Origin of the sequence: Iodobacter fluviatilis, assembly GCF_004194535.1 — a bacterium.
In the GTDB taxonomy this organism is placed as follows: Bacteria; Pseudomonadota; Gammaproteobacteria; order Burkholderiales; family Chitinibacteraceae; genus Iodobacter; species Iodobacter fluviatilis_A.
Window position 1 is genome coordinate 2,310,438 of sequence record NZ_CP025781.1, and the last position, 24,818, is coordinate 2,335,255.

At 51.0% G+C, this 24,818-nt stretch carries 12 protein-coding genes, 2 tRNA genes, 7 rRNA genes and 1 pseudogene; 13 read left to right on the top strand and 9 right to left on the bottom strand.

What is annotated here, in order from left to right:
- The first annotated feature begins 145 nt into the window (after positions 1-145).
- The 13 genes and pseudogenes from C1H71_RS10390 to rrf (C1H71_RS10450) all read left to right on the top strand — a co-directional run bounded on the left by C1H71_RS10390 (position 146) and on the right by rrf (C1H71_RS10450) (position 16,908).
- Positions 146-2,605 carry a glycosyl hydrolase family 18 protein gene (locus C1H71_RS10390; RefSeq protein ID WP_188053184.1) on the top strand — a complete coding sequence of 820 codons (2,460 nt, stop codon included), beginning with the start codon at positions 146-148 and terminating at the stop codon, positions 2,603-2,605.
- A gap of 367 nt (positions 2,606-2,972) precedes the next feature.
- Positions 2,973-4,506: ribosomal RNA gene (locus C1H71_RS10395) — 16S ribosomal RNA — on the top strand.
- Between the two features lie 448 nt (positions 4,507-4,954).
- Positions 4,955-7,845, top strand: a 23S ribosomal RNA gene (locus tag C1H71_RS10400).
- Positions 7,846-7,994: 149 nt separating this feature from the next.
- Positions 7,995-8,108, top strand: a 5S ribosomal RNA gene (rrf, locus tag C1H71_RS10405).
- Together the 16S, 23S and 5S rRNA genes form the textbook arrangement of a ribosomal RNA operon.
- A 215-nt stretch (positions 8,109-8,323) precedes the next feature.
- Positions 8,324-8,656: an IS66 family insertion sequence element accessory protein TnpA gene (gene tnpA, locus C1H71_RS10410; RefSeq protein WP_130106500.1), complete on the top strand. Its 333-nt coding sequence runs from the start codon at positions 8,324-8,326 to the stop codon at positions 8,654-8,656.
- Positions 8,614-8,994, top strand: coding sequence for an IS66 family insertion sequence element accessory protein TnpB (gene tnpB / locus C1H71_RS10415; RefSeq protein ID WP_223145843.1), 381 nt, complete (start codon positions 8,614-8,616; stop codon positions 8,992-8,994). The genes tnpA and tnpB overlap by 43 nt, the downstream gene beginning before the upstream one ends.
- Before the next feature lie 94 nt (positions 8,995-9,088).
- A pseudogene (tnpC, locus tag C1H71_RS10420) lies at positions 9,089-10,681 on the top strand (IS66 family transposase).
- A gap of 614 nt (positions 10,682-11,295) precedes the next feature.
- Positions 11,296-12,829: ribosomal RNA gene (locus C1H71_RS10425) — 16S ribosomal RNA — on the top strand.
- A 68-nt stretch (positions 12,830-12,897) separates the two neighbouring features.
- Positions 12,898-12,974: transfer RNA gene (locus tag C1H71_RS10430), tRNA-Ile, on the top strand.
- Positions 12,975-13,143: 169 nt separating this feature from the next.
- A tRNA-Ala gene (locus C1H71_RS10435) sits at positions 13,144-13,219 on the top strand.
- A 291-nt stretch (positions 13,220-13,510) separates the two neighbouring features.
- Positions 13,511-16,401, top strand: a 23S ribosomal RNA gene (locus tag C1H71_RS10440).
- 149 nt (positions 16,402-16,550) lie between these two features.
- Positions 16,551-16,664 (top strand): 5S ribosomal RNA (gene rrf / locus C1H71_RS10445).
- A gap of 130 nt (positions 16,665-16,794) precedes the next feature.
- Positions 16,795-16,908, top strand: a 5S ribosomal RNA gene (gene rrf, locus C1H71_RS10450).
- A 266-nt stretch (positions 16,909-17,174) separates the two neighbouring features.
- Here rrf (C1H71_RS10450) and C1H71_RS21945 read toward each other — a convergent pair.
- The 9 genes from C1H71_RS21945 to cobO all read right to left on the bottom strand — a co-directional run bounded on the left by C1H71_RS21945 (position 17,175) and on the right by cobO (position 24,678).
- Positions 17,175-17,411, bottom strand: a complete 237-nt coding sequence (locus C1H71_RS21945) for an IS3 family transposase (protein ID WP_374704434.1) — start codon at positions 17,409-17,411, stop codon at positions 17,175-17,177.
- A 194-nt stretch (positions 17,412-17,605) separates the two neighbouring features.
- The gene (locus C1H71_RS20650) at positions 17,606-17,746 is read right to left on the bottom strand and encodes a hypothetical protein (protein ID WP_188053188.1); all 141 of its coding nucleotides are present in this window, start codon (positions 17,744-17,746) and stop codon (positions 17,606-17,608) included.
- Positions 17,747-18,018: 272 nt separating this feature from the next.
- Positions 18,019-19,458: a cobyric acid synthase gene (locus tag C1H71_RS10460; RefSeq protein WP_188053190.1), complete on the bottom strand. Its 1,440-nt coding sequence runs from the start codon at positions 19,456-19,458 to the stop codon at positions 18,019-18,021.
- A 301-nt stretch (positions 19,459-19,759) separates the two neighbouring features.
- Positions 19,760-20,530, bottom strand: a complete 771-nt coding sequence (locus tag C1H71_RS10465) for an ABC transporter ATP-binding protein (protein WP_188053192.1) — start codon at positions 20,528-20,530, stop codon at positions 19,760-19,762.
- Entirely contained in the window at positions 20,527-21,516 is a 990-nt protein-coding gene (locus tag C1H71_RS10470; protein WP_130106502.1) for a FecCD family ABC transporter permease, read from the bottom strand. Before C1H71_RS10470 ends, C1H71_RS10465 begins: the two co-directional genes overlap by 4 nt.
- A gap of 252 nt (positions 21,517-21,768) precedes the next feature.
- Complete coding sequence (locus C1H71_RS10475) at positions 21,769-22,632, bottom strand: cobalamin-binding protein (protein WP_130106503.1); 864 nt, start codon at positions 22,630-22,632, stop codon at positions 21,769-21,771.
- Positions 22,629-22,802, bottom strand: a complete 174-nt coding sequence (locus tag C1H71_RS20655; protein WP_188053194.1) for a hypothetical protein — start codon at positions 22,800-22,802, stop codon at positions 22,629-22,631. Before C1H71_RS20655 ends, C1H71_RS10475 begins: the two co-directional genes overlap by 4 nt.
- Entirely contained in the window at positions 22,799-24,082 is a 1,284-nt protein-coding gene (locus C1H71_RS10480; protein ID WP_130106504.1) for a cobyrinate a,c-diamide synthase, read from the bottom strand. Before C1H71_RS10480 ends, C1H71_RS20655 begins: the two co-directional genes overlap by 4 nt.
- Positions 24,076-24,678 carry a cob(I)yrinic acid a,c-diamide adenosyltransferase gene (cobO, locus tag C1H71_RS10485; RefSeq protein ID WP_130106505.1) on the bottom strand — a complete coding sequence of 201 codons (603 nt, stop codon included), beginning with the start codon at positions 24,676-24,678 and terminating at the stop codon, positions 24,076-24,078. The genes C1H71_RS10480 and cobO overlap by 7 nt, the downstream gene beginning before the upstream one ends.
- Positions 24,679-24,818: the final 140 nt, after the last annotated feature.

The following is a 24,818-nucleotide window of genomic DNA, read 5'->3' on the forward strand; positions in this document are numbered from 1 at the left end:
TATGTAATTCGCTTACATTTAAAGTTTGTGGGCGATTTTCTCTTGTGTTTCTTACAAAAATAATAGATCCGTATTTACTTCATTAATACCAGTTGATGCTTGTAGATAACGCCAATTCATAGAGATGGATGGAGACTTAAAAATTATGTCGCAACTTAGTTGCTTTATGCTGGCAGCCATACCTGCTGCTTTTGTCGCCGCGCAAGCTTTCTCGGCTCCTACATGGAGTGCTTCTGTCGCATACACTGGGGGCCAGACGGTGAACTATGCCGGAAAAGATTGGAAAGCTAAATGGTGGACACAAGGCAATATACCGGGCGCTGAACAATGGGGCCCTTGGGAGGTCGTTGTTGATGGTACGCCAACCCCAACCCCAACCCCAACCCCAACCCCAACCCCAACCCCAACCCCAACCCCAACCCCAACCCCAACCCCAACCCCAACCCCAACCCCAACCCCAACCCCAACCCCTAGTGCCGCTTGTCAGCCAGAGGGCTTAGTGACTGAAGTGGCAAATGTGCCTTACTGTGATGTCTACGATGTTAATGGCCGTGAAAAACTGCCTAATAATATGAAGCGTCGTAGTATTGGCTACTTTACGAGCTGGCGTAGTGCAGGCCCGAATGCTTATCTGGCCGCAGATATTCCTTGGAATGATGTCACTCACGTGAACTATGCCTTCGCTCACGTTGATGCCAATTGGAAAGTATCGGTAGGTGATACAGCTAATCCAGCCAACTCTGCTACAGGCCTGACTTTTGCTGATAAAAACGGTGATCCTAAGTACGCGCTAGATCCAAATCTGCCGTACAAAGGCCACTTTAATATGCTGCAAAAGAATAAAGCAGCTGGCGTGAAGCTCTTAATGTCTGTCGGTGGCTGGGCAGAAACGGGTGGCTTCTATAATGAAGCAGATGGTCGTACCGTAAGCGGTGGTTTCTACGCACTGACCACTGATCCTGTAACAGGCGCTGTTCGTCAGGATCGAATCGATATTTTTGCTAAGTCGGCGGCTGAGTTCGTGACTAAGTATGGTTTTGACGGTATCGATATTGATTATGAATATCCAACTTCAATGAGCGATGCGGGTAATCCGGAAGACTGGAAGATTGGCAATGCAAAACGGGGTGAATTGTGGAAAGGCTATATGGCCTTAACCAAAACACTGCGTGCCGAATTGGATAAGGCTGCAGCGGCCAGTGGCAAGTATTATATGTTGACCATTGCATCACCATCATCCGGTTACTTATTGCGCGGTATGGAAGCGATGCAGGCGGTTAAGTATCTCGATTACGTCAATATGATGACGTATGACTTGCATGGCGCATGGAATCACTTCGTTGGCCATAATGCACCGCTCTACGATACTGGCAAAGACAATGAGATTGCTGATGCCAAGATTTACTCGGGTGGCGACGCGCATTATTACAATTCGCAAGGCTATTTAAATATTGATTGGGCATATAAGTACTTCCGCACAGCGCTTGCGGGTGGCCGTATTAACATCGGCTTGCCTTACTACACTCGTGGTTCGCAAAATGTAGCGGGCGGCACTAATGGTCTGTGGGGGCTGTCTGCTCTAGCCGACCAGAAAAAATGCTATCTCGGTACCGGCGGTAATCTAGGCCCAGATGCATTAAGTGCAAAAGCGGGTGCGCCTTGCGGTTTAGGTGCTCAGGGTATTGATAATCTCTGGTTTGATAAAGACGCTGCTGGCAATGAAATGTTTGCCGGGGTTAATCCGTTGTGGCACGTTAATAATCTACGCGATGGTTTGAGCGCACCTTACTTTACTCAGTATGGTCATGATCAAAGCCGCCCAGAAGCCAAAGTACGTGGCACATATCAAGAGCATTACGATGATGTGGCTAAATCCTCTTGGTTATGGAATCCAACCACCAAGGTGTTCTTGTCGACTGAAAATGAGCAGTCTTTTGCTGCAAAAGTTCAGTACGCAATTGATCAGGGCGCAGGCGGCATCATGTTCTGGGAAATGGCAGGGGACTACAGCAAGCCATCAGAAAATGGACTGGGTTATTACTCTATGGGTAGCACGCTGACTAAGTTGGCGGCGAGCAAGCTGCGCTCTGCGGCACCTTACGGCACTAAAGCAGGTGATGAGAGCTTTGCCCGCCCAGCGGATTTGCTTGACGTAAGCGTTGATATGGTTGGCTATAAGCCTAAAGGGGATGATAACTACCCACTTGCTATTGGCCTGAAGTTGAAAAACAACTCAACGGTTAACTTAAGCGGAGCCAAAGTTTCATTTAACGTCGCACCATCAACACCGCTGATTCCTTCTGAAGTTCAATACCTCAAACCTAGCGATCCACCTGCTGGCAATGGTGTAGAGAATTTAGTAGATATATATAGCGGCGGCACATGGGCAGCCACAACCGCCGGCACTAAAACAGGCAATGTGGGCGGTTTACCAAACGGCTTCCATCGCTTAACGTATGCGATGAAAGAGTCAGGCTGGGGTGTTGCGGATTTTAGTGCAGGCAAAACCATCACCATCGGCATGCGCGTATTTATGCCGCTGACTGTGCCTAGCGATATCACCATCACCCTGCCAAATGGCAAAGTGTATGGAATCAAACGCTAAATCAGTAGCGATTTAAGTCCTTAAAGCAACAAAACGCCGCGAGTGAATCGTGGCGTTTTTGTTTTATAGTAAATAAGATGCTTTTTATACTTTTAGATTATTATGATAATCAATGACTTAGCAAATTTTTACGCTTTTATTGCACGGCAGTGGTTGACCTAATCCACGTTGAACAGTATATTTCGGCCTCTCGCTGCAGCGCACACAGCAACACGGTGTTCTAGCAGTAGCGAATGATCTTTAAAAAAATACAGTCGATGAGTGTGAGTGCTTGATTCGGAAGCGAAACAAGTGCTTACATGAGTGATGAACATCCAGCGATGGATGTTCAAAATAAAGTAAGCCAGTAAGTACTAGCTTAGAGATTAAACTAAAGAGTTTGATCCTGGCTCAGATTGAACGCTGGCGGCATGCTTTACACATGCAAGTCGAACGGTAACAGGGTGCTTGCACCGCTGACGAGTGGCGAACGGGTGAGTAATATATCGGAACGTACCTAGTAATGGGGGATAACTATCCGAAAGGATAGCTAATACCGCATACGCCCTGAGGGGGAAAGAGGGGGATCGCAAGACCTCTCGTTATTAGAGCGGCCGATATCAGATTAGCTAGTTGGTGAGGTAAAGGCTCACCAAGGCGACGATCTGTAGCGGGTCTTAGAGGACGATCCGCCACACTGGAACTGAGACACGGTCCAGACTCCTACGGGAGGCAGCAGTGGGGAATCTTGGACAATGGGCGCAAGCCTGATCCAGCAATGCCGCGTGCGTGAAGAAGGCCTTCGGGTTGTAAAGCGCTTTTGTTCGGGAGGAAATCCTAGGGGCTAATACCTCTTGGGGATGACAGTACCGGAAGAATAAGGACCGGCTAACTACGTGCCAGCAGCCGCGGTAATACGTAGGGTCCAAGCGTTAATCGGAATTACTGGGCGTAAAGGGTGCGCAGGTGGTTGATTAAGTGTGATGTGAAAGCCCCGGGCTCAACCTGGGAATTGCATTGCAAACTGGTCAACTAGAGTATGGCAGAGGGGGGTGGAATTCCGCGTGTAGCAGTGAAATGCGTAGAGATGCGGAGGAACACCGATGGCGAAGGCAACCCCCTGGGCTAATACTGACACTCATGCACGAAAGCGTGGGGAGCAAACAGGATTAGATACCCTGGTAGTCCACGCCCTAAACGATGTCTACTAGTTGTTGGGGAATTCGTTCCTTAGTAACGCAGCTAACGCGTGAAGTAGACCGCCTGGGGAGTACGGCCGCAAGGCTAAAACTCAAAGGAATTGACGGGGGCCCGCACAAGCGGTGGATGATGTGGATTAATTCGATGCAACGCGAAAAACCTTACCTAGCCTTGACATGTCAAGAATCCCTGAGAGATCGGGGAGTGCCGCAAGGAACTTGAACACAGGTGCTGCATGGCTGTCGTCAGCTCGTGTCGTGAGATGTTGGGTTAAGTCCCGCAACGAGCGCAACCCTTGTCCTTAGTTGCTACCATTTAGTTGGGCACTTTAAGGAGACTGCCGGTGACAAACCGGAGGAAGGTGGGGATGACGTCAAGTCCTCATGGCCCTTATGGCTAGGGCTTCACACGTCATACAATGGTCGGTACAGAGGGTTGCCAAGCCGCGAGGTGGAGCTAATCTCATAAAACCGATCGTAGTCCGGATTGGAGTCTGCAACTCGACTCCATGAAGTCGGAATCGCTAGTAATCGCGGATCAGCATGTCGCGGTGAATACGTTCCCGGGCCTTGTACACACCGCCCGTCACACCATGGGAATGGGTTTCACCAGAAGTAGGTAGGCTAACCGTAAGGAGGCCGCTTACCACGGTGGGATTCATGACTGGGGTGAAGTCGTAACAAGGTAGCCGTAGGGGAACCTGCGGCTGGATCACCTCCTTTCAAGAGAAAAGTCTTTTGGATTGAGTACTCACACTCATCGACTGTAGGTTTAAGGATTGTGATTGAAGGATTGAGCACTAATGCGATTAAAAAGTCACATTAGTTCTGATTGCTTCACAGCAAGCCAGTACATTGATCTTTAAAAAAATAGAAGAAGTAATACTCAAATTTAGAAATAAATAAGGGTAGATTGTATCAAAACTTAAATCTCGAAGTCAGAACTGAGGTTTAAGTGTCGCAAACAAAGCGAAATCAGATACTTTAAAGATGTGATTGGTTTCGGCCATAAAAATCTTTGTCAGACGTGGCGAGAAGTGCAAGGACAAGGCAAAAAAAGACGAGAAACCGGAGTTTACGTATGTAAATGAGGATTTCGAGTCGTTTTTTAACGCAGTCATTGTACTTCGCAGTAGCTTGGCGAATATTTTTCACGTGTTTGAGGTTATAGGATCAAGCGACTAAGTGCATCTGGTGGATGCCTTGGCGATGATAGGCGAAGAAGGACGCGTTAGCCTGCGAAAAGCACGGGGGAGCTGGCAAATAAGCATTGATCCCGTGATATCCGAATGGGGAAACCCGGCCCTTTTGGGTCACTCATCACTGAATACATAGGTGATGTAGAGCGAACTCGGCGAACTGAAACATCTAAGTAGCCGAAGGAAAAGAAATCAACCGAGATTCCCAAAGTAGTGGCGAGCGAAATGGGAAGAGCCTGCATGTGATAAATCAAACTTTAGTGGAACAGTCTGGAAAGTCTGGCGACAGTGGGTGATAGCCCCGTACACGAAAGAGATTGGTTGGTACTAAGCATGCGACAAGTAGGGCGGGACACGAGAAATCCTGTTTGAAGATGGGGGGACCATCCTCCAAGGCTAAATACTCATCATCGACCGATAGTGAACCAGTACCGTGAGGGAAAGGCGAAAAGAACCCCGGGAGGGGAGTGAAATAGAACCTGAAACCGGATGCATACAAACAGTGGGAGCCCTTGCAAAATGGGGTGACTGCGTACCTTTTGTATAATGGGTCAGCGACTTACGTTCAGTAGCAAGCTTAACCGAGTAGGGGAGGCGTAGGGAAACCGAGTCCGAATAGGGCGCATAGTTGCTGGGCGTAGACCCGAAACCAAGTGATCTATCCATGGCCAGGATGAAGCTGCGGTAAAACGCAGTGGAGGTCCGAACCCACTAATGTTGCAAAATTAGGGGATGAGCTGTGGATAGGGGTGAAAGGCTAAACAAACTTGGAAATAGCTGGTTCTCCTCGAAAACTATTTAGGTAGTGCCTCATGTATCACTGACGGGGGTAAAGCACTGTTATGGCTAGGGGGTCATCGCGACTTACCAAACCATGGCAAACTCTGAATACCGTCAAGTGCGAGCATGGGAGACAGACTGTGGGTGCTAACGTCCATGGTCAAGAGGGAAACAACCCAGATCGCCGTCTAAGGTCCCAAATAATCAGTTAAGTGGAAAACGAGGTGGGAAGGCATAGACAGCCAGGATGTTGGCTTAGAAGCAGCCATCATTTAAAGAAAGCGTAATAGCTCACTGGTCGAGTCGTCCTGCGCGGAAGATGTAACGGGGCTCAAACTGATAACCGAAGACGCGAATATGCACGATGTGCATATGGTAGAGGAGCGTTCCGTAGGCCTGCGAAGGTGTCTTGAGAAGGATGCTGGAGGTATCGGAAGTGCGAATGCTGACATGAGTAGCGATAATGCGGGTGAAAAGCCCGCACACCGAAAACCCAAGGTTTCCTGCGCAACGTTCATCGGCGCAGGGTGAGTCGGCCCCTAAGGCGAGGCAGAAATGCGTAGTCGATGGACAACGGGTTAATATTCCCGTACCGATATAAAGTGCGATGGGGGGACGGAGAAAGGTAGGTCAGCCATCTGTTGGAATAGGTGGTTTAAGCGAGTAGGCGTGTGGCTTAGGCAAATCCGGGCTGCTATAACGCTGAGACGTGACGACGAAGTCCTCGGACTGAAGTGATTGATCCTATGCTTCCAAGAAAAGCCTCTAAGCTTCAGCTTTATATTGACCGTACCGCAAACCGACACAGGTGGGTAGGAAGAGAATTCTAAGGTGCTTGAGAGAACTCAGGAGAAGGAACTCGGCAAATTATCACCGTAACTTCGGGAGAAGGTGAGCCCATATTAAGTGAAAGCCCTTGCGGCTGGAGCTGAAATGGGTCGCAGAGAAATGGGGGCTGCGACTGTTTATCAAAAACACAGCACTCTGCAAAGTCGAAAGACGACGTATAGGGTGTGACGCCTGCCCGGTGCTGGAAGATTAAATGATGGGGTGCAAGCTCTTGACTGAAGTCCCAGTAAACGGCGGCCGTAACTATAACGGTCCTAAGGTAGCGAAATTCCTTGTCGGGTAAGTTCCGACCCGCACGAATGGCGTAACGATGGCCCTACTGTCTCCTCCTGAGACTCAGCGAAGTTGAAATGTTTGTGAAGATGCAATCTCCCCGCTGCTAGACGGAAAGACCCCGTGAACCTTTACTGTAGCTTTGCATTGGACTTTGAAGTGGTTTGTGTAGGATAGGTGGGAGGCATTGAAGCGTGGACGCTAGTCTGCGTGGAGCCGACCTTGAAATACCACCCTGACCCCTTTGAGGTTCTAACCTTGGTCCGTTATCCGGATCGGGGACCGTGCATGGTAGGCAGTTTGACTGGGGCGGTCTCCTCCCAAATTGTAACGGAGGAGCTCGAAGGTCGCCTAGGTACGGTCGGACATCGTACTGATAGTGTAATGGCATAAGGCGGCTTAACTGCGAGACAGACAAGTCGAGCAGGTGCGAAAGCAGGACATAGTGATCCGGTGGTTCTGAATGGAAGGGCCATCGCTCAACGGATAAAAGGTACTCCGGGGATAACAGGCTGATTCCGCCCAAGAGTTCACATCGACGGCGGAGTTTGGCACCTCGATGTCGGCTCATCACATCCTGGGGCTGTAGCCGGTCCCAAGGGTATGGCTGTTCGCCATTTAAAGTGGTACGTGAGCTGGGTTCAAAACGTCGTGAGACAGTTTGGTCCCTATCTGCAGTGGGCGTTGGAAATTTGAGGGGGGCTGCTCCTAGTACGAGAGGACCGGAGTGGACAGATCTCTGGTGTACCGGTTGTCACGCCAGTGGCATCGCCGGGTAGCTAAATCTGGAAGAGATAAGCGCTGAAAGCATCTAAGCGCGAAACTCGCCTCAAGATGAGATTTCCCCAAGGCTTTAAGCCTTTTAAAGGGTCGTTCGAGACCAGGACGTTGATAGGTCGGGTGTGGAAGCGCAGTAATGTGTTAAGCTAACCGATACTAATTGCCCGTAAGGCTTGATCCTATAACCTGAAGCGCGTGTGTGCGACGGTATAATCTACCCAGATTAGAAAACTAAATTTGAGAAACAAGCAATACAAAGCAATATATTACTTCTTCTATTGAACTGAACGCGTTGCAGAGCAATAAGTGCAACGAGTTAACCCGTTAAAGTCTGGCGACCATAGCGAGGTGGCCCCACTCCTTCCCATCCCGAACAGGACAGTGAAACACCTTAGCGCCGATGATAGTGCAGATTACCTGTGTGAAAGTAGGTCATTGCCAGACACCCCCATTAGTAGTAAAGACGTAGTAAACAAAACCCCCGTACTCGAAAGAGGCGGGGGTTTTTTTTTGGGCGGAAAAAAGGCGCCCTAGCGTAATGACTAAGCACCTGTGGTTTGCGTGTTGGGTTACGCGATAAAGCGTAAGCACTCAGCCGTACCACAGCAATTTTTCGATTAACTCTGGCATGCTGCGCTTTTTATCTTTGGAGCTGTAGCATGGGTATTCGCCGATCTGATCTTAGCTTGGAAGCGGTGCAAATTTGGCAGGCCAGTGCGCTGACTCAAGCTGAGTTTTGCCGTCAGTATGGTTATAAGCGCGCTACTTTCTCTAATTGGGTGAAACGTCATCAGCCCAATTTACCGAGTGCTTTGCAACCTGCAACGCCGATTACAAATCCCGCTATTGCCCCGCTTACGATGGTGGCGACGCAATGGCCAACGCCCAGCGCCGAAACATTGCAGCTGCGTTTGGCCAATGGCGTCGATTTGACCTTGCCGACCAACACATGCGCCATTTGGTTGGCGAATCTGCTGCGCGCTTTGGCATGATGCCGCCATTCACTTTGCTGCAATTGGTCGTCGAACCGGTCGATATGCGCCTCGGCATTGAGGGTTTATCTACCAAAATTCACGCCAGTTTGCAGCATTCTCCACTTGAGGGTGCAGCGTATGCGTTTCGCAATCAGCGCAGTAATCGCTTGAAGGTGTTGCTGTGGGATCGCTCTGGCGTGTGGTTGGCCCAGCGGCGTTTGCATCATGGTCGGTTTGTTTGGCCGCAAGCGGGCGATGCGCTATTTACGTTGGATGCGGCGCAGTGGCAATGGTTGGTGAGTGGGGTCGATTGGCAACGACTTTCGCCGCCACCGCTACCAGAATACGCCTACTAATTTACGATCATGATGAATCTAATCTCTGTCGCAGTATTGCCCTATACAGCATGCAAGATCTGACTAATAGGGTAATACTCTGTAAAATCAATGCATGGATCTTGCTCAAGAACTCGTCAATTCAAACCTGCCTGCCGCAGTCCGCGCGGCGATTTTGGCGCAGTCGGCACTCCTTGCGCAACATACTGAATTAGTCACTCAGCAAGATCAACAACTCAAGCAATACGTTTCTGACATTCAAAACAAGACGCAAACCATCGAAGTGCTGACGATGGAAATCTCGTATTTGCGCCGCATGCGTTACGGTGTCAAGAACGAGGTGATGAGTACCGAGCAGCGGGATTTGTTTGAAGAAGCCCTCGATGCCGATATGGCAGCGCTGGAAGCCAAACTCGCCGCCGAACAAGTCCAAACCAACCCCGAAGGCAGTGATAAAAAACCGCGCATTCGCGCTGGTCGCCAGCCATTACCTGCGCATTTACCGCGTACCGATATTGTTCACGAACCTGAATCATGCACCTGCGGCGAATGTGGTCAGGGTTTGGTTAAAGTCGGCGAAGACATGAGCGAGCAACTGCATGTGCAACCGGCGGTGTTTAGCGTGTTGCGCCACATTCGCCCGCAATACGCCTGCCGTCGTTGCCAAACGATGACCGCTGCGCCGATTCCGGCGGCGATCATTCACGGTGGTTTGCCCACGGCTGCGACTTTGGCCTGGGTGATGGTGAGTAAATTCGTCGATCATTTGCCGCTTTATCGGTTACGGCAAATCGCCGAACGCAGCGAAGTACCTTTAGCGGAAACCACGCTGGCCAGTTGGGTCGGCACCGTCGGCTGGTGGTTGCAACCATTGGTGGATCGATTGCGTGAACGACTGAAAGGCGAAACGGTGCTGCATGCCGATGAAACGCCGGTCAAACAGCTCGATCCGGGCAAAGGCAAAACCAAAACTGCGTATTTATGGGCGTATCGCAACACGCCCTTGAATGGCAGTGCGCCGATCATTTTGTTCGATTATCAAGGTGGTCGGTCGGGTCAACATGCACGCGATTTCTTGGCTGATTGGCAAGGTCAACTGATGGTCGACGATTACGGCGGCTACAAAGCGCTGTTCAAAACCGGCATAATTGAGCTGGGCTGTTGGGCGCACGCACGACGTAAATTCTTCGAATTACATCAAGCCAACGGCAGTCCCGTGGCGTTTGAGGCTCTGCTCCGGATTGGCGAGTTGTATGCACTGGAAGCACAAGCTAAAACGTTCGAGCCCGAACAACGCCGATCGCTACGCCAGCAAGCGGCGCAGCCTAAATTGCTCGAATTCAAGATTTGGTTGGATTAAGCCGGCAGCAAAGTCGCGGCCAATAGCGCCCTGGCTAAAGCGATCATTTACAGCCAACGGCGCTGGGCGGCGCTTGAACGCTACGCTCAAAGCGGCATCGCGCCAATCGACAACAATCCGGTTGAAAACAGCATTCGCCCGATTGCGATTGGCAAAAAGAACTGGCTATTTGCTGGGAGCGAACGGGCCTGCCAGCGCGCCGCCGCGATTCAAACGCTACTGGGCACCGCCAAACTCAACGACCTCGACCCGATGGCCTGGCTAACCGACACCCTAGAAAAGCTCCCCACTTGGCCGAACAGCCGCATCGATGAATTACTGCCGCTACGACTGCTAGCAGAAATTTAAGCGTCAAGGCGGTGGAGCGATTGAGCCTTTACAGGCCACCTGCTGTGGTTTACTGTCGGGTTACGCATACAACCGCTAACCCGACCTACACTAGCCTGCGTGAGGTTTGTTTTGCAACGGCTCTAGCGTGTCGCTTCGGTGGCGTATTTCTTATCGAAATGAAGAGTGGGGGAGGTCTCTGTATCTGCAATGCAATGAGGGGATGCTTGGCTGCCTAGTTATTAAGCGACATTTTTTAAATAAAACCATAAAAATGCATAATTCATTAGGGGGGGGTAAAGCTGCGTGGGGGGATTGGATTATTATACATTTTTGAGTTGAATGTTATCAAAACTCATAAAATAGATCCTTTTTAAATCAGTATCTTATGTGTTTGCTGTGTTTTATTACTCTGAAGGAGTTGACCTCACAGGCCAAGGCCCGTATATTTCGGCCTCTCGCTGCAGCGCACACAGCAACACGGTGTTCTAGCAGTAGCGAATGATCTTTAAAAAAATACAGTCGATGAGTGTGAGTGCTTGATTCGGAAGCGAAACAAGTGCTTGCATTAGTAAGGCGCATTCAGCGATGGATGTGCCGAATAAAGTAAGCCAGTAAGTACTAGCTTAGCGATTAAACTAAAGAGTTTGATCCTGGCTCAGATTGAACGCTGGCGGCATGCTTTACACATGCAAGTCGAACGGTAACAGGGTGCTTGCACCGCTGACGAGTGGCGAACGGGTGAGTAATATATCGGAACGTACCTAGTAATGGGGGATAACTATCCGAAAGGATAGCTAATACCGCATACGCCCTGAGGGGGAAAGAGGGGGATCGCAAGACCTCTCGTTATTAGAGCGGCCGATATCAGATTAGCTAGTTGGTGAGGTAAAGGCTCACCAAGGCGACGATCTGTAGCGGGTCTTAGAGGACGATCCGCCACACTGGAACTGAGACACGGTCCAGACTCCTACGGGAGGCAGCAGTGGGGAATCTTGGACAATGGGCGCAAGCCTGATCCAGCAATGCCGCGTGCGTGAAGAAGGCCTTCGGGTTGTAAAGCGCTTTTGTTCGGGAGGAAATCCTAGGGGCTAATACCTCTTAGGGATGACAGTACCGGAAGAATAAGGACCGGCTAACTACGTGCCAGCAGCCGCGGTAATACGTAGGGTCCAAGCGTTAATCGGAATTACTGGGCGTAAAGGGTGCGCAGGTGGTTGATTAAGTGTGATGTGAAAGCCCCGGGCTCAACCTGGGAATTGCATTGCAAACTGGTCAACTAGAGTATGGCAGAGGGGGGTGGAATTCCGCGTGTAGCAGTGAAATGCGTAGAGATGCGGAGGAACACCGATGGCGAAGGCAACCCCCTGGGCTAATACTGACACTCATGCACGAAAGCGTGGGGAGCAAACAGGATTAGATACCCTGGTAGTCCACGCCCTAAACGATGTCTACTAGTTGTTGGGGAATTCGTTCCTTAGTAACGCAGCTAACGCGTGAAGTAGACCGCCTGGGGAGTACGGCCGCAAGGCTAAAACTCAAAGGAATTGACGGGGGCCCGCACAAGCGGTGGATGATGTGGATTAATTCGATGCAACGCGAAAAACCTTACCTAGCCTTGACATGTCAAGAATCCCTGAGAGATCGGGGAGTGCCGCAAGGAACTTGAACACAGGTGCTGCATGGCTGTCGTCAGCTCGTGTCGTGAGATGTTGGGTTAAGTCCCGCAACGAGCGCAACCCTTGTCCTTAGTTGCTACCATTTAGTTGGGCACTTTAAGGAGACTGCCGGTGACAAACCGGAGGAAGGTGGGGATGACGTCAAGTCCTCATGGCCCTTATGGCTAGGGCTTCACACGTCATACAATGGTCGGTACAGAGGGTTGCCAAGCCGCGAGGTGGAGCTAATCTCATAAAACCGATCGTAGTCCGGATTGGAGTCTGCAACTCGACTCCATGAAGTCGGAATCGCTAGTAATCGCGGATCAGCATGTCGCGGTGAATACGTTCCCGGGCCTTGTACACACCGCCCGTCACACCATGGGAATGGGTTTCACCAGAAGTAGGTAGGCTAACCGTAAGGAGGCCGCTTACCACGGTGGGATTCATGACTGGGGTGAAGTCGTAACAAGGTAGCCGTAGGGGAACCTGCGGCTGGATCACCTCCTTTCAAGAGAAGTCTTTTGGATTGAGTACTCACACTCATCGGCTGTAGAAAAGAAGATACGAAATCACATTGGGTCAGTAGCTCAGTCGGTTAGAGCATCGTCTTGATAAGGCGGGGGTCACAGGTTCGATTCCTGTCTGACCCACCATTCTAATCCGCACTAGCCTGCGTGATGCGTCGTCATAAAATAACTTGTGTACTGAAACGTACACGGCGTTATTTTATTTCTAGCCTCACTTGACTATTGCGGCCAGAAAGGTGATTGCTTAATGAATTTATTGAGCAGCCAATTTGATTTGAGTATGTGCGGAATTATTGGGGGCTTAGCTCATCTGGTAGAGCACCTGCTTTGCAAGCAGGGGGTGAACGGTTCGAGTCCGTTAGCCTCCACCATTCTTTTAGAGTGGTGGAAAAATGAAGTTCAGAAAATAGAAATAAATCACTGTCTCAAGAGAGATTCATCGCTTGAGACGATCATTTATTTCTGGTTTCTAAAATCAGCAAGACGTATCTTTGATCTTTAAAAAAATAGAAGAAGTAATACTCAAATTTAGAAATAAATAAGGGTAGATTGTATGAAACCTTAAATCTCGAAGTCAGAACTGAGGTTTAAGTGTCGCAAACAAAGCGAAATCAGATACTTTGAATTGTATTAACTTTGTTAATACGTGTTTGAGGTTATAGGATCAAGCGACTAAGTGCATCTGGTGGATGCCTTGGCGATGATAGGCGAAGAAGGACGCGTTAGCCTGCGAAAAGCACGGGGGAGCTGGCAAATAAGCATTGATCCCGTGATATCCGAATGGGGAAACCCGGCCCTTTTGGGTCACTCATCACTGAATACATAGGTGATGTAGAGCGAACTCGGCGAACTGAAACATCTAAGTAGCCGAAGGAAAAGAAATCAACCGAGATTCCCAAAGTAGTGGCGAGCGAAATGGGAAGAGCCTGCATGTGATAAATCAAACTTTAGTGGAACAGTCTGGAAAGTCTGGCGACAGTGGGTGATAGCCCCGTACACGAAAGAGATTGGTTGGTACTAAGCATGCGACAAGTAGGGCGGGACACGAGAAATCCTGTTTGAAGATGGGGGGACCATCCTCCAAGGCTAAATACTCATCATCGACCGATAGTGAACCAGTACCGTGAGGGAAAGGCGAAAAGAACCCCGGGAGGGGAGTGAAATAGAACCTGAAACCGGATGCATACAAACAGTGGGAGCCCTTGCAAAATGGGGTGACTGCGTACCTTTTGTATAATGGGTCAGCGACTTACGTTCAGTAGCAAGCTTAACCGAGTAGGGGAGGCGTAGGGAAACCGAGTCCGAATAGGGCGCATAGTTGCTGGGCGTAGACCCGAAACCAAGTGATCTATCCATGGCCAGGATGAAGCTGCGGTAAAACGCAGTGGAGGTCCGAACCCACTAATGTTGCAAAATTAGGGGATGAGCTGTGGATAGGGGTGAAAGGCTAAACAAACTTGGAAATAGCTGGTTCTCCTCGAAAACTATTTAGGTAGTGCCTCATGTATCACTGACGGGGGTAAAGCACTGTTATGGCTAGGGGGTCATCGCGACTTACCAAACCATGGCAAACTCTGAATACCGTCAAGTGCGAGCATGGGAGACAGACTGTGGGTGCTAACGTCCATGGTCAAGAGGGAAACAACCCAGATCGCCGTCTAAGGTCCCAAATAATCAGTTAAGTGGAAAACGAGGTGGGAAGGCATAGACAGCCAGGATGTTGGCTTAGAAGCAGCCATCATTTAAAGAAAGCGTAATAGCTCACTGGTCGAGTCGTCCTGCGCGGAAGATGTAACGGGGCTCAAACTGATAACCGAAGACGCGAATATGCACGATGTGCATATGGTAGAGGAGCGTTCCGTAGGCCTGCGAAGGTGTCTTGAGAAGGATGCTGGAGGTATCGGAAGTGCGAATGCTGACATGAGTAGCGATAATGCGGGTGAAAAGCCCGCACACCGAAAACCCAAGGTTTCCTGCGCAACGTTCATCGGCGCAGGGTGAGTCGGCCCCTAAGGCGAGGCAGAAATGCGTAGTCGATGGACAACGGGTTAATATTCCCGTACCGATATAAAGTGCGATGGGGGGACGGAGAAAGGTAGGTCAGCCATCTGTTGGAATAGGTGGTTTAAGCGAGTAGGCGTGTGGCTTAGGCAAATCCGGGCTGCTATAACGCTGAGACGTGACGACGAAGTCCTCGGACTGAAGTGATTGATCCTATGCTTCCAAGAAAAGCCTCTAAGCTTCAGCTTTATATTGACCGTACCGCAAACCGACACAGGTGGGTAGGAAGAGAATTCTAAGGTGCTTGAGAGAACTCAGGAGAAGGAACTCGGCAAATTATCACCGTAACTTCGGGAGAAGGTGAGCCCATATTAAGTGAAAGCCCTTGCGGCTGGAGCTGAAATGGGTCGCAGAGAAATGGGGGCTGCGACTGTTTATCAAAAACACAGCACTCTGCAAAGTCGAAAGACGACGTATAGGGTGTGACGCCTGCCCGGTGCTGGAAGATTAAATGATGGGGTGCAAGCTCTTGACTGAAGTCCCAGTAAACGGCGGCCGTAACTATAACGGTCCTAAGGTAGCGAAATTCCTTGTCGGGTAAGTTCCGACCCGCACGAATGGCGTAACGATGGCCCTACTGTCTCCTCCTGAGACTCAGCGAAGTTGAAATGTTTGTGAAGATGCAATCTCCCCGCTGCTAGACGGAAAGACCCCGTGAACCTTTACTGTAGCTTTGCATTGGACTTTGAAGTGGTTTGTGTAGGATAGGTGGGAGGCATTGAAGCGTGGACGCTAGTCTGCGTGGAGCCGACCTTGAAATACCACCCTGACCCCTTTGAGGTTCTAACCTTGGTCCGTTATCCGGATCGGGGACCGTGCATGGTAGGCAGTTTGACTGGGGCGGTCTCCTCCCAAATTGTAACGGAGGAGCTCGAAGGTCGCCTAGGTACGGTCGGACATCGTACTGATAGTGTAATGGCATAAGGCGGCTTAACTGCGAGACAGACAAGTCGAGCAGGTGCGAAAGCAGGACATAGTGATCCGGTGGTTCTGAATGGAAGGGCCATCGCTCAACGGATAAAAGGTACTCCGGGGATAACAGGCTGATTCCGCCCAAGAGTTCACATCGACGGCGGAGTTTGGCACCTCGATGTCGGCTCATCACATCCTGGGGCTGTAGCCGGTCCCAAGGGTATGGCTGTTCGCCATTTAAAGTGGTACGTGAGCTGGGTTCAAAACGTCGTGAGACAGTTTGGTCCCTATCTGCAGTGGGCGTTGGAAATTTGAGGGGGGCTGCTCCTAGTACGAGAGGACCGGAGTGGACAGATCTCTGGTGTACCGGTTGTCACGCCAGTGGCATCGCCGGGTAGCTAAATCTGGAAGAGATAAGCGCTGAAAGCATCTAAGCGCGAAACTCGCCTCAAGATGAGATTTCCCCAAGGCTTTAAGCCTTTTAAAGGGTCGTTCGAGACCAGGACGTTGATAGGTCGGGTGTGGAAGCGCAGTAATGTGTTAAGCTAACCGATACTAATTGCCCGTAAGGCTTGATCCTATAACCTGAAGCGCGTGTGTGCGACGGTATAATCTACCCAGATTAGAAAACTAAATTTGAGAAACAAGCAATACAAAGCAATATATTACTTCTTCTATTGAACTGAACGCGTTGCAGAGCAATAAGTGCAACGAGTTAACCCGTTAAAGTCTGGCGACCATAGCGAGGTGGCCCCACTCCTTCCCATCCCGAACAGGACAGTGAAACACCTTAGCGCCGATGATAGTGCAGATTACCTGTGTGAAAGTAGGTCATTGCCAGACAACCTAAGCCGTAAACAAAACCCCCGTACTCGAAAGAGGCGGGGGTTTTGCTATTAGTGAAGCAGTTGTTTTTTGCTACAACAAATTAGATTACTTGCTGAGCATAATGAGCAAGTAGATACCGTTTAAGCCTGGTGACCATAGCAAGGTGGCCCCACTCCTTCCCATCCCGAACAGGACAGTGAAACACCTTAGCGCCGATGATAGTGCAGATTACCTGTGTGAAAGTAGGTCATTGCCAGACACCCCATTAGTAGTAAAAACGTAGTAAACAAAACCCCCGTGCTCGAAAGTAGCGGGGGTTTTGCTTTGAGTGCAGCGACAGATTATCTCGAAAATACATCCTACAGATTTTGCCCATCATTTCCATGGTGATCACCTTTTATCCTCTGCTCAAGAGTTAAGCAGAATAAGTAAAGCACCTCTGGGTCAATTTTGAATCGATAGAACTCGCTGCAATGGGTCAGTTTTCCGTCGGCGTCAACAGGTGCTGCTCACGAATTTTCTTTTTCAAACAGGCACTAAGCCAGCTTCACGCATGAGCCGCCTGATTTTATAGCGCCCAATTTGCATGCCTTTTTTATGCATTTCAGTCAGTAATCGGCAACTACCCGAAGTTTGCGGGCTCTCGGCAAACACCGCCTTCAAATGCACGCTCGTCGTGCAAATCGTTGCATATTTAGTCTTCTTTTTCGCCGCGTAATAGCCCGCGCGACTCACGCTCAAAACGCGACATGCTTGCGCCACCGAGGCCGTCCGTTGCCTCTGATCAATTAAGTCGTGGCTTATTTCAGTTCGCGGGCAGAGAAGGCTGGTGCCTTTTTTAATAGTTCGTTATCCGATTTAAGCTGGCGATTTTCAGATTCAAGCTGCCGGATGCGTTGCTGCTCAGCGGAGAGTGGTTTACCAATGCCAGACGAGCTATTCTTCTCAGCTGAATATTATGCCACCGAGCGATCAACTGAAGTTCGTCCGACCTGCATATCATTGACGACTTGGGTAACGGTCAAGCCTTGATCGACGACCATGCGGGACACTTCCAGCTTAAAACTGGCATCATACTCAGTACGTTTAGAAGTCATGTTATTTCCTTGTTAGGATGAATAATGCCCTATCGAGGTGTCTGCTGGGATTAGACCATTACACTTGGTTCACCGACACTTAGAAAAGTTACCCACTTGGCCAAGCAGCCGCATCGATGAATTACTCCCCCTGCAGTCCCTAGCAGAAAAATAAGCGATATAGTGATGGTACGGCTGAGCGCTTACGAAGAAATGTTGGCTGCCGCGTAACGACTACCTGTTGTGGTTTGCTGTCGGGTTACGTGATAAAGCTGTTAACCCGACCTACATGACTAATTGAGGCCAGCTAGTTTTGCTTTGTCCCAGTCTATAGCTTGATCTAGTGCGTCACTCAGGCGGTCTATTTCTTGCTCCAGCAGCTGTTGGTGATCAACGACTTCTGCGACTTGGTGGCCAGCCCATGCGAGTAGTGATTTTAATGCTGCACTGGAATCAAATAAGCCGTGCAGATAGCAGCCAAGTACTTGATCGGTGATGACGCCATCGTGTTCGTTAGCGTATTTAATCAGTAAAATGGCGGTTGAATCTAGGATTTGGGTTCCGCCATGATGGATTTCGTAGCCTGTTACCGCTTCGCCATTCGCAATGAGTTGCCCAGATAAATTGCGCAGTTGTTTGTCTTGCTCTAGCGATGTGCTAATAGGTAGCCAGCCCAGCCCTTTGGAATCTCCTGCCTCGCCTTCCAGCCCGAGTGGATCGGCGATGGTTTGGCCTAGCATTTGGTAGCCACCACAGATGCCGATAACTTTGCCGCCAAAGCGCAGGTGTTTCTCAATTTGCTTGTCCCAACCCTGTTGGCGTAGCCATGCTAGATCGCCGCGGGTGTTTTTGCTGCCGGGGATGATCAGTAGATCGGCTGCGGGTAAGGGCTGATTGGGCGTGGCGTAGCTGCAATCGACGCCAGTAATACGGCGCAGTGGGTCAAAATCGGTGTGGTTGGATATATGTGGCAGGGTGGCGATGATGATTTTAAAGTCGCCACCATTGCCTGCGGTGCGGGGCACTGCATCTTCCGCTGCGATATCTAGGCCATGCAAATACGGAACAACGGCGATAACATGCTTGCCGGTTTCTTGCTCCAGCCAATCAATTCCGCCTTGCAACAGGCTTAAATCACCTCGAAAACGGTTGATGATAAAGCCGGTAATCCTGGCTTGCTCTGAGGGTGATAGGCAGGCGAGCGTACCGACAAAGTGCGCAAAGACGCCGCCTCGGTCGATGTCGGCGACTAGCCAGACTGGGCAATCTGCCTCTTCGGCAAAGCCCATATTGGCAATATCACCTGCGCGTAAATTGATTTCGGCAGGGCTGCCCGCGCCTTCAACAATCACCCATTCATACTGCTCTTTTAAGCGCCCCCATGATTCAAACACGGCTTTTTTTGCTGTTTGTTTATAGGCGTGGTAATCCACTGCATCTAAATTGCCAATGCTTTTACCTTGAATAATAACTTGGGCACGGCAATCGCTGGAAGGCTTGAGTAATACCGGGTTGAAATCGGTATGTGGGGCAATGCCTGCTGCAACGGCTTGCATGGCTTGGGCTCGGCCAATTTCGCCTGCATCGCTAGTGACTGCGCTATTGAGCGCCATATTTTGTGGCTTAAACGGTGCGACTTTGATGCCTCGGCGCAAGAGAATGCGGCAGAGCGCAGCAACAATGGTGGTCTTGCCTGCGTCAGAGGTGCAGCCTTGAATCATAAGAGTGGGCATGGTTTTGCCTTTTGCAAGGTTGAGAGTTAGAAGTACTCAAACCTAAGATCTTAGACACGGAGAGCACTGAGATTAAAAGTAGAACACGGAGAAAACCTTAGGGGGCGGATTTCAGTTGCTTTCCTTATCTCTCTGGATATAGAAGTCCAGCAGCGCGGCTGGATTCCCGATAAAAACACTCGGGAATGACGGTAGAGAAACTAGGGGCGTTATTTTCTAGTAAATCCTTAGCTCCGTTATGAATTGCTTTTCTCCGTGCAACTCCGTGTTCTCAGCGTTCTCCGTGGTTCAAGATTTTGGCTCAGCGGGGCAGAGGAATAAACCACTCTTGCCCTTCGATGCTGGCGCTGCGGATTTCGGTGCGGTAGAGCGCGCTGAGGTTCTTACTATTCATGATTTCGGATGTCGGCCCAGCAAGCCATTGCCCATCGCCAAACATCAGCAGCACATGGCTTGCCCATTGCTGGGCGTGGTTTGGATCGTGGCTAACCATCAGCAATGTTCTGCCCGCTTGGTTTTCTTCGCGCAGTACCGAAAGGGCCTGTTGCTGGTGGCGCAGGTCAAGCTGTGACAAGGGCTCGTCGAGCAAAATTAATGGGGCTTGTTGAGCGAGCGTCGCAGCAAGGCTCGCTCGGCGGCGCTCGCCACCTGATAGCGTGGCAAGGTCGCGGTGTTTTAGATCGCTTAAATCGAGCCTCGCTAATTGCTCATCGGCGAGGCGCAGATCTTCTTGGCTTTCCCAATCCCATGGCCCTTGATGAGGGTGGCGGCCGCTGAGAACTTTTTCGATGACAGATAATGGAAAAGGGCAGTCATCCTGTTGGCTAAGCCATGCAATTTCTTTGGCCCGCTCATGACCTGGCCATTCTTTTAATGGCCGTTGATTGAGCAGGATCTTGCCTGCCGCAGGCTTGAGCCATGCCGCCAAGGTGGCGAGTAAAGTGCTTTTGCCACAGCCGTTTTCACCCAAAATAAGCCAGCTTTCGCCCTTACTAATTTCAAGATTCAGATCTTTGCAAAGCAGGCGCTCGCCTTGTTGGATGGCCAAGGAGCGAAGAGATAAATGGCTCATCGTGCGACTCCCCGGTGCTGCAACAGCCATAAAAACACCGGTACACCGGCCAGTGCGGTAATTACCCCAACGGGGAGCTGTTGTGGAGCAAGAAGAATGCGCGAAGTGATATCAGCAGCAAGTAAAACGGTACCGCCTGTGAGGGCCACGGCAGGTAAGAGCAGTCGTTGATCGTGGCCTAAAACCAGTCGCAAGGCGTGTGGAACGATCAGGCCGATAAAGCCGATCATCCCTGCTGTGGTCACCGCGATGGCTGTTGCCGCTGCAGCCACAAAGTAAAGCAGCCATTGCAATTTACGCGTATTGGCCCCGAGTGCATGGGCGGTTTGTGCGCCTTGGCTAAGCACATTCAGCTGACGTGCTAATGGCCAGACCAGTAAAAGCAGCGCCAAGAGCAGCGGTAATGCCAGTTGCCATCGTGCCCCTGCAAGATCGCCCAGCATCCAGAACACCATGCCACGCAAGAGGCCATCGGGAGCAAGGCTAAGTAATAAGCTGGATAGCGCTCCACAGAAAGAGGCAATCGCCACCCCGGTTAAGAGTAAGCGTGCCTGACTGCTGGAGCGATCTTTGCGTGCCAAAATAAATACCAGTGTAATACTGAGTAATGCCCCGCAGCCCGCGGCTAAGTTGACTGTAGCTAGGCCTGCGCCGAATAGCATCGCTAACAAAGCACCTACGCTGGCCCCGCCTGATGTGCCGAGAATATAAGGATCAGCGAGCGGGTTTCTAAGTAAAACCTGCTGCAATGCACCGGCCAGCGCCAGTAAACCGCCAACGCCAATCGCTGCCAGAGTGCGTGGCAGGCGTAGCTCGAGTACGACATCACGAGCCAGTGCGGCATCAGGCCCATTGCCCAGTAATTGCCAAGGGCGATAGCTGGTGCTACCAAAGCAGAGGCTAATAATAACGGTGATCAATAGCAGGCCACTGAGCACAAGCAGCGTAAGGGTGAGTCTGGCGGGGGTAAGGCGGGAATGCTTCATAATTACTTTGCCTAAAAAACCAAATCTTGAATTGCTGAGAATAATAAATAAAACCCAGATCTTGAAACACGGAGGACACAGAGGGCACGGAGTTTCACGGAGAAAATCAGGAGTTTCAGATTTTTGGCTTTTCTCCTCAACTGTGGATTAGGCATTTTTTATAGTCGCCCTATTATTAGAGTTTTTGCTTTTCTCCGTGTAACTCCGTGTTCTCCTTAACTCCGTGTTTCAAGATGTGGGTTTAAAACAGGTTTAACGCGCTTTATCAATCGCTTCGCAGAGCTTTTCTGTGCCATCTACCAATCTTGGTCCCATGCGGCTGAGCAGGTCTTTGGGCAGGATGTAGAGGTGTTTATTGGCTTTCAGATTGGGCCAGCGTTTCCAGCGATTCAGCCCGTTGTCTTTTTTGCCCGGCTCGCCGCTGGTGATGATCACGTCCGGATTGGCGGCGAGTACTGCCTCGTCGTCGATGGTGGGCACCAGTGCAGGCAGGTCGGCAAAGACATTGACGCCGCCACAAAGGCGCATTGCATCGGTAGTAATTTGCTCGCGGTTAATCGTCATCAAAGGCCTGTCCCATACCTGATAAAAAACACGCACAGGCTTTCTGCCCGCGTATTTTTTCTCTAGTGCGGCAAGGCTGCTGCGGTATTTATTGGCTGCCGCTTGTGCTTCGCCCTCTTTGGCCGTTAACACGCCTAAACGCTCCATCACCCTGGGTACGTCTTCTAGTTTTTTAGAAAAAGTATAAAAAACCGGCAGGCCGAGGGTTTCGATTTGCGCCAGCTGCTTGGCGGGGTTGCCACTTTGCCATGCCACGATTAGATCGGGCTTTAAGGCGCGGATGCGTTCCAGATCAAAACCGTTATAGCCGCCGATACGCTCAATTTTATTCGCTTCTGGCGGGTAGTCGCTGTAATTCACCGCGGCAACAACGAGCTTGCCTGCACCGATGGCGAACAAGTCTTCGGTGGCGTGCGGGGCAAGGCTGATGATGCGTTGCGCGGGCTTGGCTAAGGTGATTTCCTGGCCACGGTCGTCTTTTACACTGACGCTGGCGATGGCGGCATGGACCAGTAGTAAGCTGGAAAAAGCCGCATAGCGGATGTGTTTCATGCGGTAGTTCCAAATAATGCGGCGCTGGCAGCGGGCTTGCTCATCACCCATGCATGCAAGTAGCTGGCGGTGAGGCTGGCTTGGCGATAGATCGTTTCTACACTGACGCTGGCGATGGCGGCGTGGGCGAGTAGTAAGCTGGCAAAAGCCGCATAGCGGATGTGTTTCATGCTGTAGTTCCGAAAAGAGCCGCGCTAGCAGCGGGGTTACTCATCATCCATGCATGTACATAGCTGGTAGTGAGGCTGCCCTGGCGATAGATTGCTTCACCTTGGCTGCCCAAGCGGCAAGGCGTGGCATGGAGTAATGGCTGCAGCGTGCTTTCTAATGTTGAGTAATGGAATGTGTGGCCGCGTAGCTCGCCCGCACCTAAGTCAAAAGCTTGCATGCCGAGTGCTGAAAGGCGTTTTTGCATGGTCGCTGTGGCGTCTAAAACGCCCCACATTTTATGTGAGGCGCCATCCATGAGGGTTAACAATTCGCAAAGCGCCAGCATGCCGCCGCATTCTGCAAATACCGGTTTGTCGGCTGCTAACCAGTGGCGTAAATCGGCGGCGATGCTTGGATGAGCCGCGAGTGTTGCTGCGTGCAGTTCTGGATAGCCACCGGGCAAGTAGAGCGCGTCGGCGTCCGGCAGGGCTTCATGGGCAAGCGGGGAGAAAAACACTAGCTCTGCGCCCATTTCGCTCAGGCAAGTTAAATTGGCAGGGTAAATAAAACAAAATGCCGCGTCGCGGGCGATGGCGATGCGTTTGCCCGCAAGCAGCGGCGCTAATGCTGGGCGTGCTGAGGTGCTGTAATCGATGACTGGCGGCAAAGCTGCAATCGGCTGGCTGGCTAAAGCATCGGCTAATGCGTCGAGTTTTTGCGCCAAATCGGGAATTTCATTCGGCAGCACCAAGCCCAAATGCCGCTCAGGCAGGGCTTCGTGTTTGCCTAGCCAGCCTTGCCAATGCTCAGGCTTGGCGGATTCTTGCAACATTTGCGCGTGACGGTCCCCTGCCACTTTATTTGCCAGCACGCCATAAAAGGGCAGGTCGCTTTTATAGTGCGCCAGCCCGAAAGCCAACGCGCCAAAGGTTTGCGCCATGGCGCTGGCGTCGATAATCGCCAGCACCGGCAGACCTAATCGGGTGGACAGCTCGGCAGCGGAAGGCTCGCCATCAAACAGGCCCATCACGGCTTCGATCAAAATCACATCGGCGTCTTGCGCCGCATCGGCCAGCATCTGGCGGCATAAATCTTCGCCCACCATCCATAAATCCAGATTATCCACCGGAGCGCCACTGGCGTAGCCCAGCAGCTGCGGGTCGAGAAAATCCGGCCCGCATTTAAATACCCGTACCTTGCGGCCCAAGCGGCGATGATGCCAAGCCAAGGCTGCCGTGATGGTGGTTTTGCCGCTGCCCGAAGAAGGCGCTGCAATCAGCAGAGTAGCGGCGCTTACCATTCCAAACCCTTTTGCGCTCTGATACCGGCTTTATATGCGTGCTTTTCATCGCCCAGCACGGTTACGGTATCGGCAATCTCGTGTAGCTCTTGCACTGCGGCGCGGCCTGTGACAACGACGTGTTGCATTTCTGGGCGGGACTCTAGGTCTTTAAGAATGATGTCTTTATCTAGATATTTGTAGCTGAGGCAGTAGGTCAGCTCATCTAAAATAACGACATCGTAGCTGGCATCGTTCAGCATGCGGGCAGCCACGGCCCAAGCCGCTTCAGATTTGAGTTTGTCAGCGTCAAAATTCTGCGTTTCCCAAGTAAAGCCATCGCCCATCACATGCCATTCGCAATGTTTGCCGAGCAGGGCTTCTTCGCCGGTATCGGTGCGGTTTTTAATAAACTGCACCACGCCTACTTTTAGGCCGTGACCAATGGCGCGCGCGACCATGCCAAAGGCGGATGACGATTTGCCTTTGCCATTGCCGGTGAGCAAAATCATGATGCCGGTGTCGATATTGGCTTCGGCAATATGCGCGTCGATGACGGCTTTTTTACGCGCCATACGGGCGGCGTGGCGGGCATTGCGTTCGGTGTTGATGGTCATGGTGATGGCTCCTGTTTTGGGGCTTGTTATGTTTATTTATGTGCCTGCGGCACGGTGTTTTGGTGCGGGAGCCCCCGCGTGGGCCCTCGTTTCTTGCTTCGCCAAGAAACGAAGCCAAAGAAGGCGACCCCACGAAACAT

Coding starts and splice junctions, on each gene's coding strand:
- C1H71_RS10470 (WP_130106502.1), bottom strand. CDS start 21,516: ATGAAGCATTCCCGCCTTACCCCCGCCAGACTCACCCTTACGCTGCTT.
- C1H71_RS10465 (WP_188053192.1), bottom strand. CDS start 20,530: ATGAGCCATTTATCTCTTCGCTCCTTGGCCATCCAACAAGGCGAGCGC.
- C1H71_RS10480 (WP_130106504.1), bottom strand. CDS start 24,082: ATGGTAAGCGCCGCTACTCTGCTGATTGCAGCGCCTTCTTCGGGCAGC.
- C1H71_RS10460 (WP_188053190.1), bottom strand. CDS start 19,458: ATGCCCACTCTTATGATTCAAGGCTGCACCTCTGACGCAGGCAAGACC.
- tnpA (WP_130106500.1), top strand. CDS start 8,324: ATGGGTATTCGCCGATCTGATCTTAGCTTGGAAGCGGTGCAAATTTGG.
- C1H71_RS10390 (WP_188053184.1), top strand. CDS start 146: ATGTCGCAACTTAGTTGCTTTATGCTGGCAGCCATACCTGCTGCTTTT.
- C1H71_RS20655 (WP_188053194.1), bottom strand. CDS start 22,802: ATGAAACACATCCGCTATGCGGCTTTTGCCAGCTTACTACTCGCCCAC.
- tnpB (WP_223145843.1), top strand. CDS start 8,614: ATGCGCCATTTGGTTGGCGAATCTGCTGCGCGCTTTGGCATGATGCCG.
- cobO (WP_130106505.1), bottom strand. CDS start 24,678: ATGACCATCAACACCGAACGCAATGCCCGCCACGCCGCCCGTATGGCG.
- C1H71_RS20650 (WP_188053188.1), bottom strand. CDS start 17,746: ATGACTTCTAAACGTACTGAGTATGATGCCAGTTTTAAGCTGGAAGTG.
- C1H71_RS10475 (WP_130106503.1), bottom strand. CDS start 22,632: ATGAAACACATCCGCTATGCGGCTTTTTCCAGCTTACTACTGGTCCAT.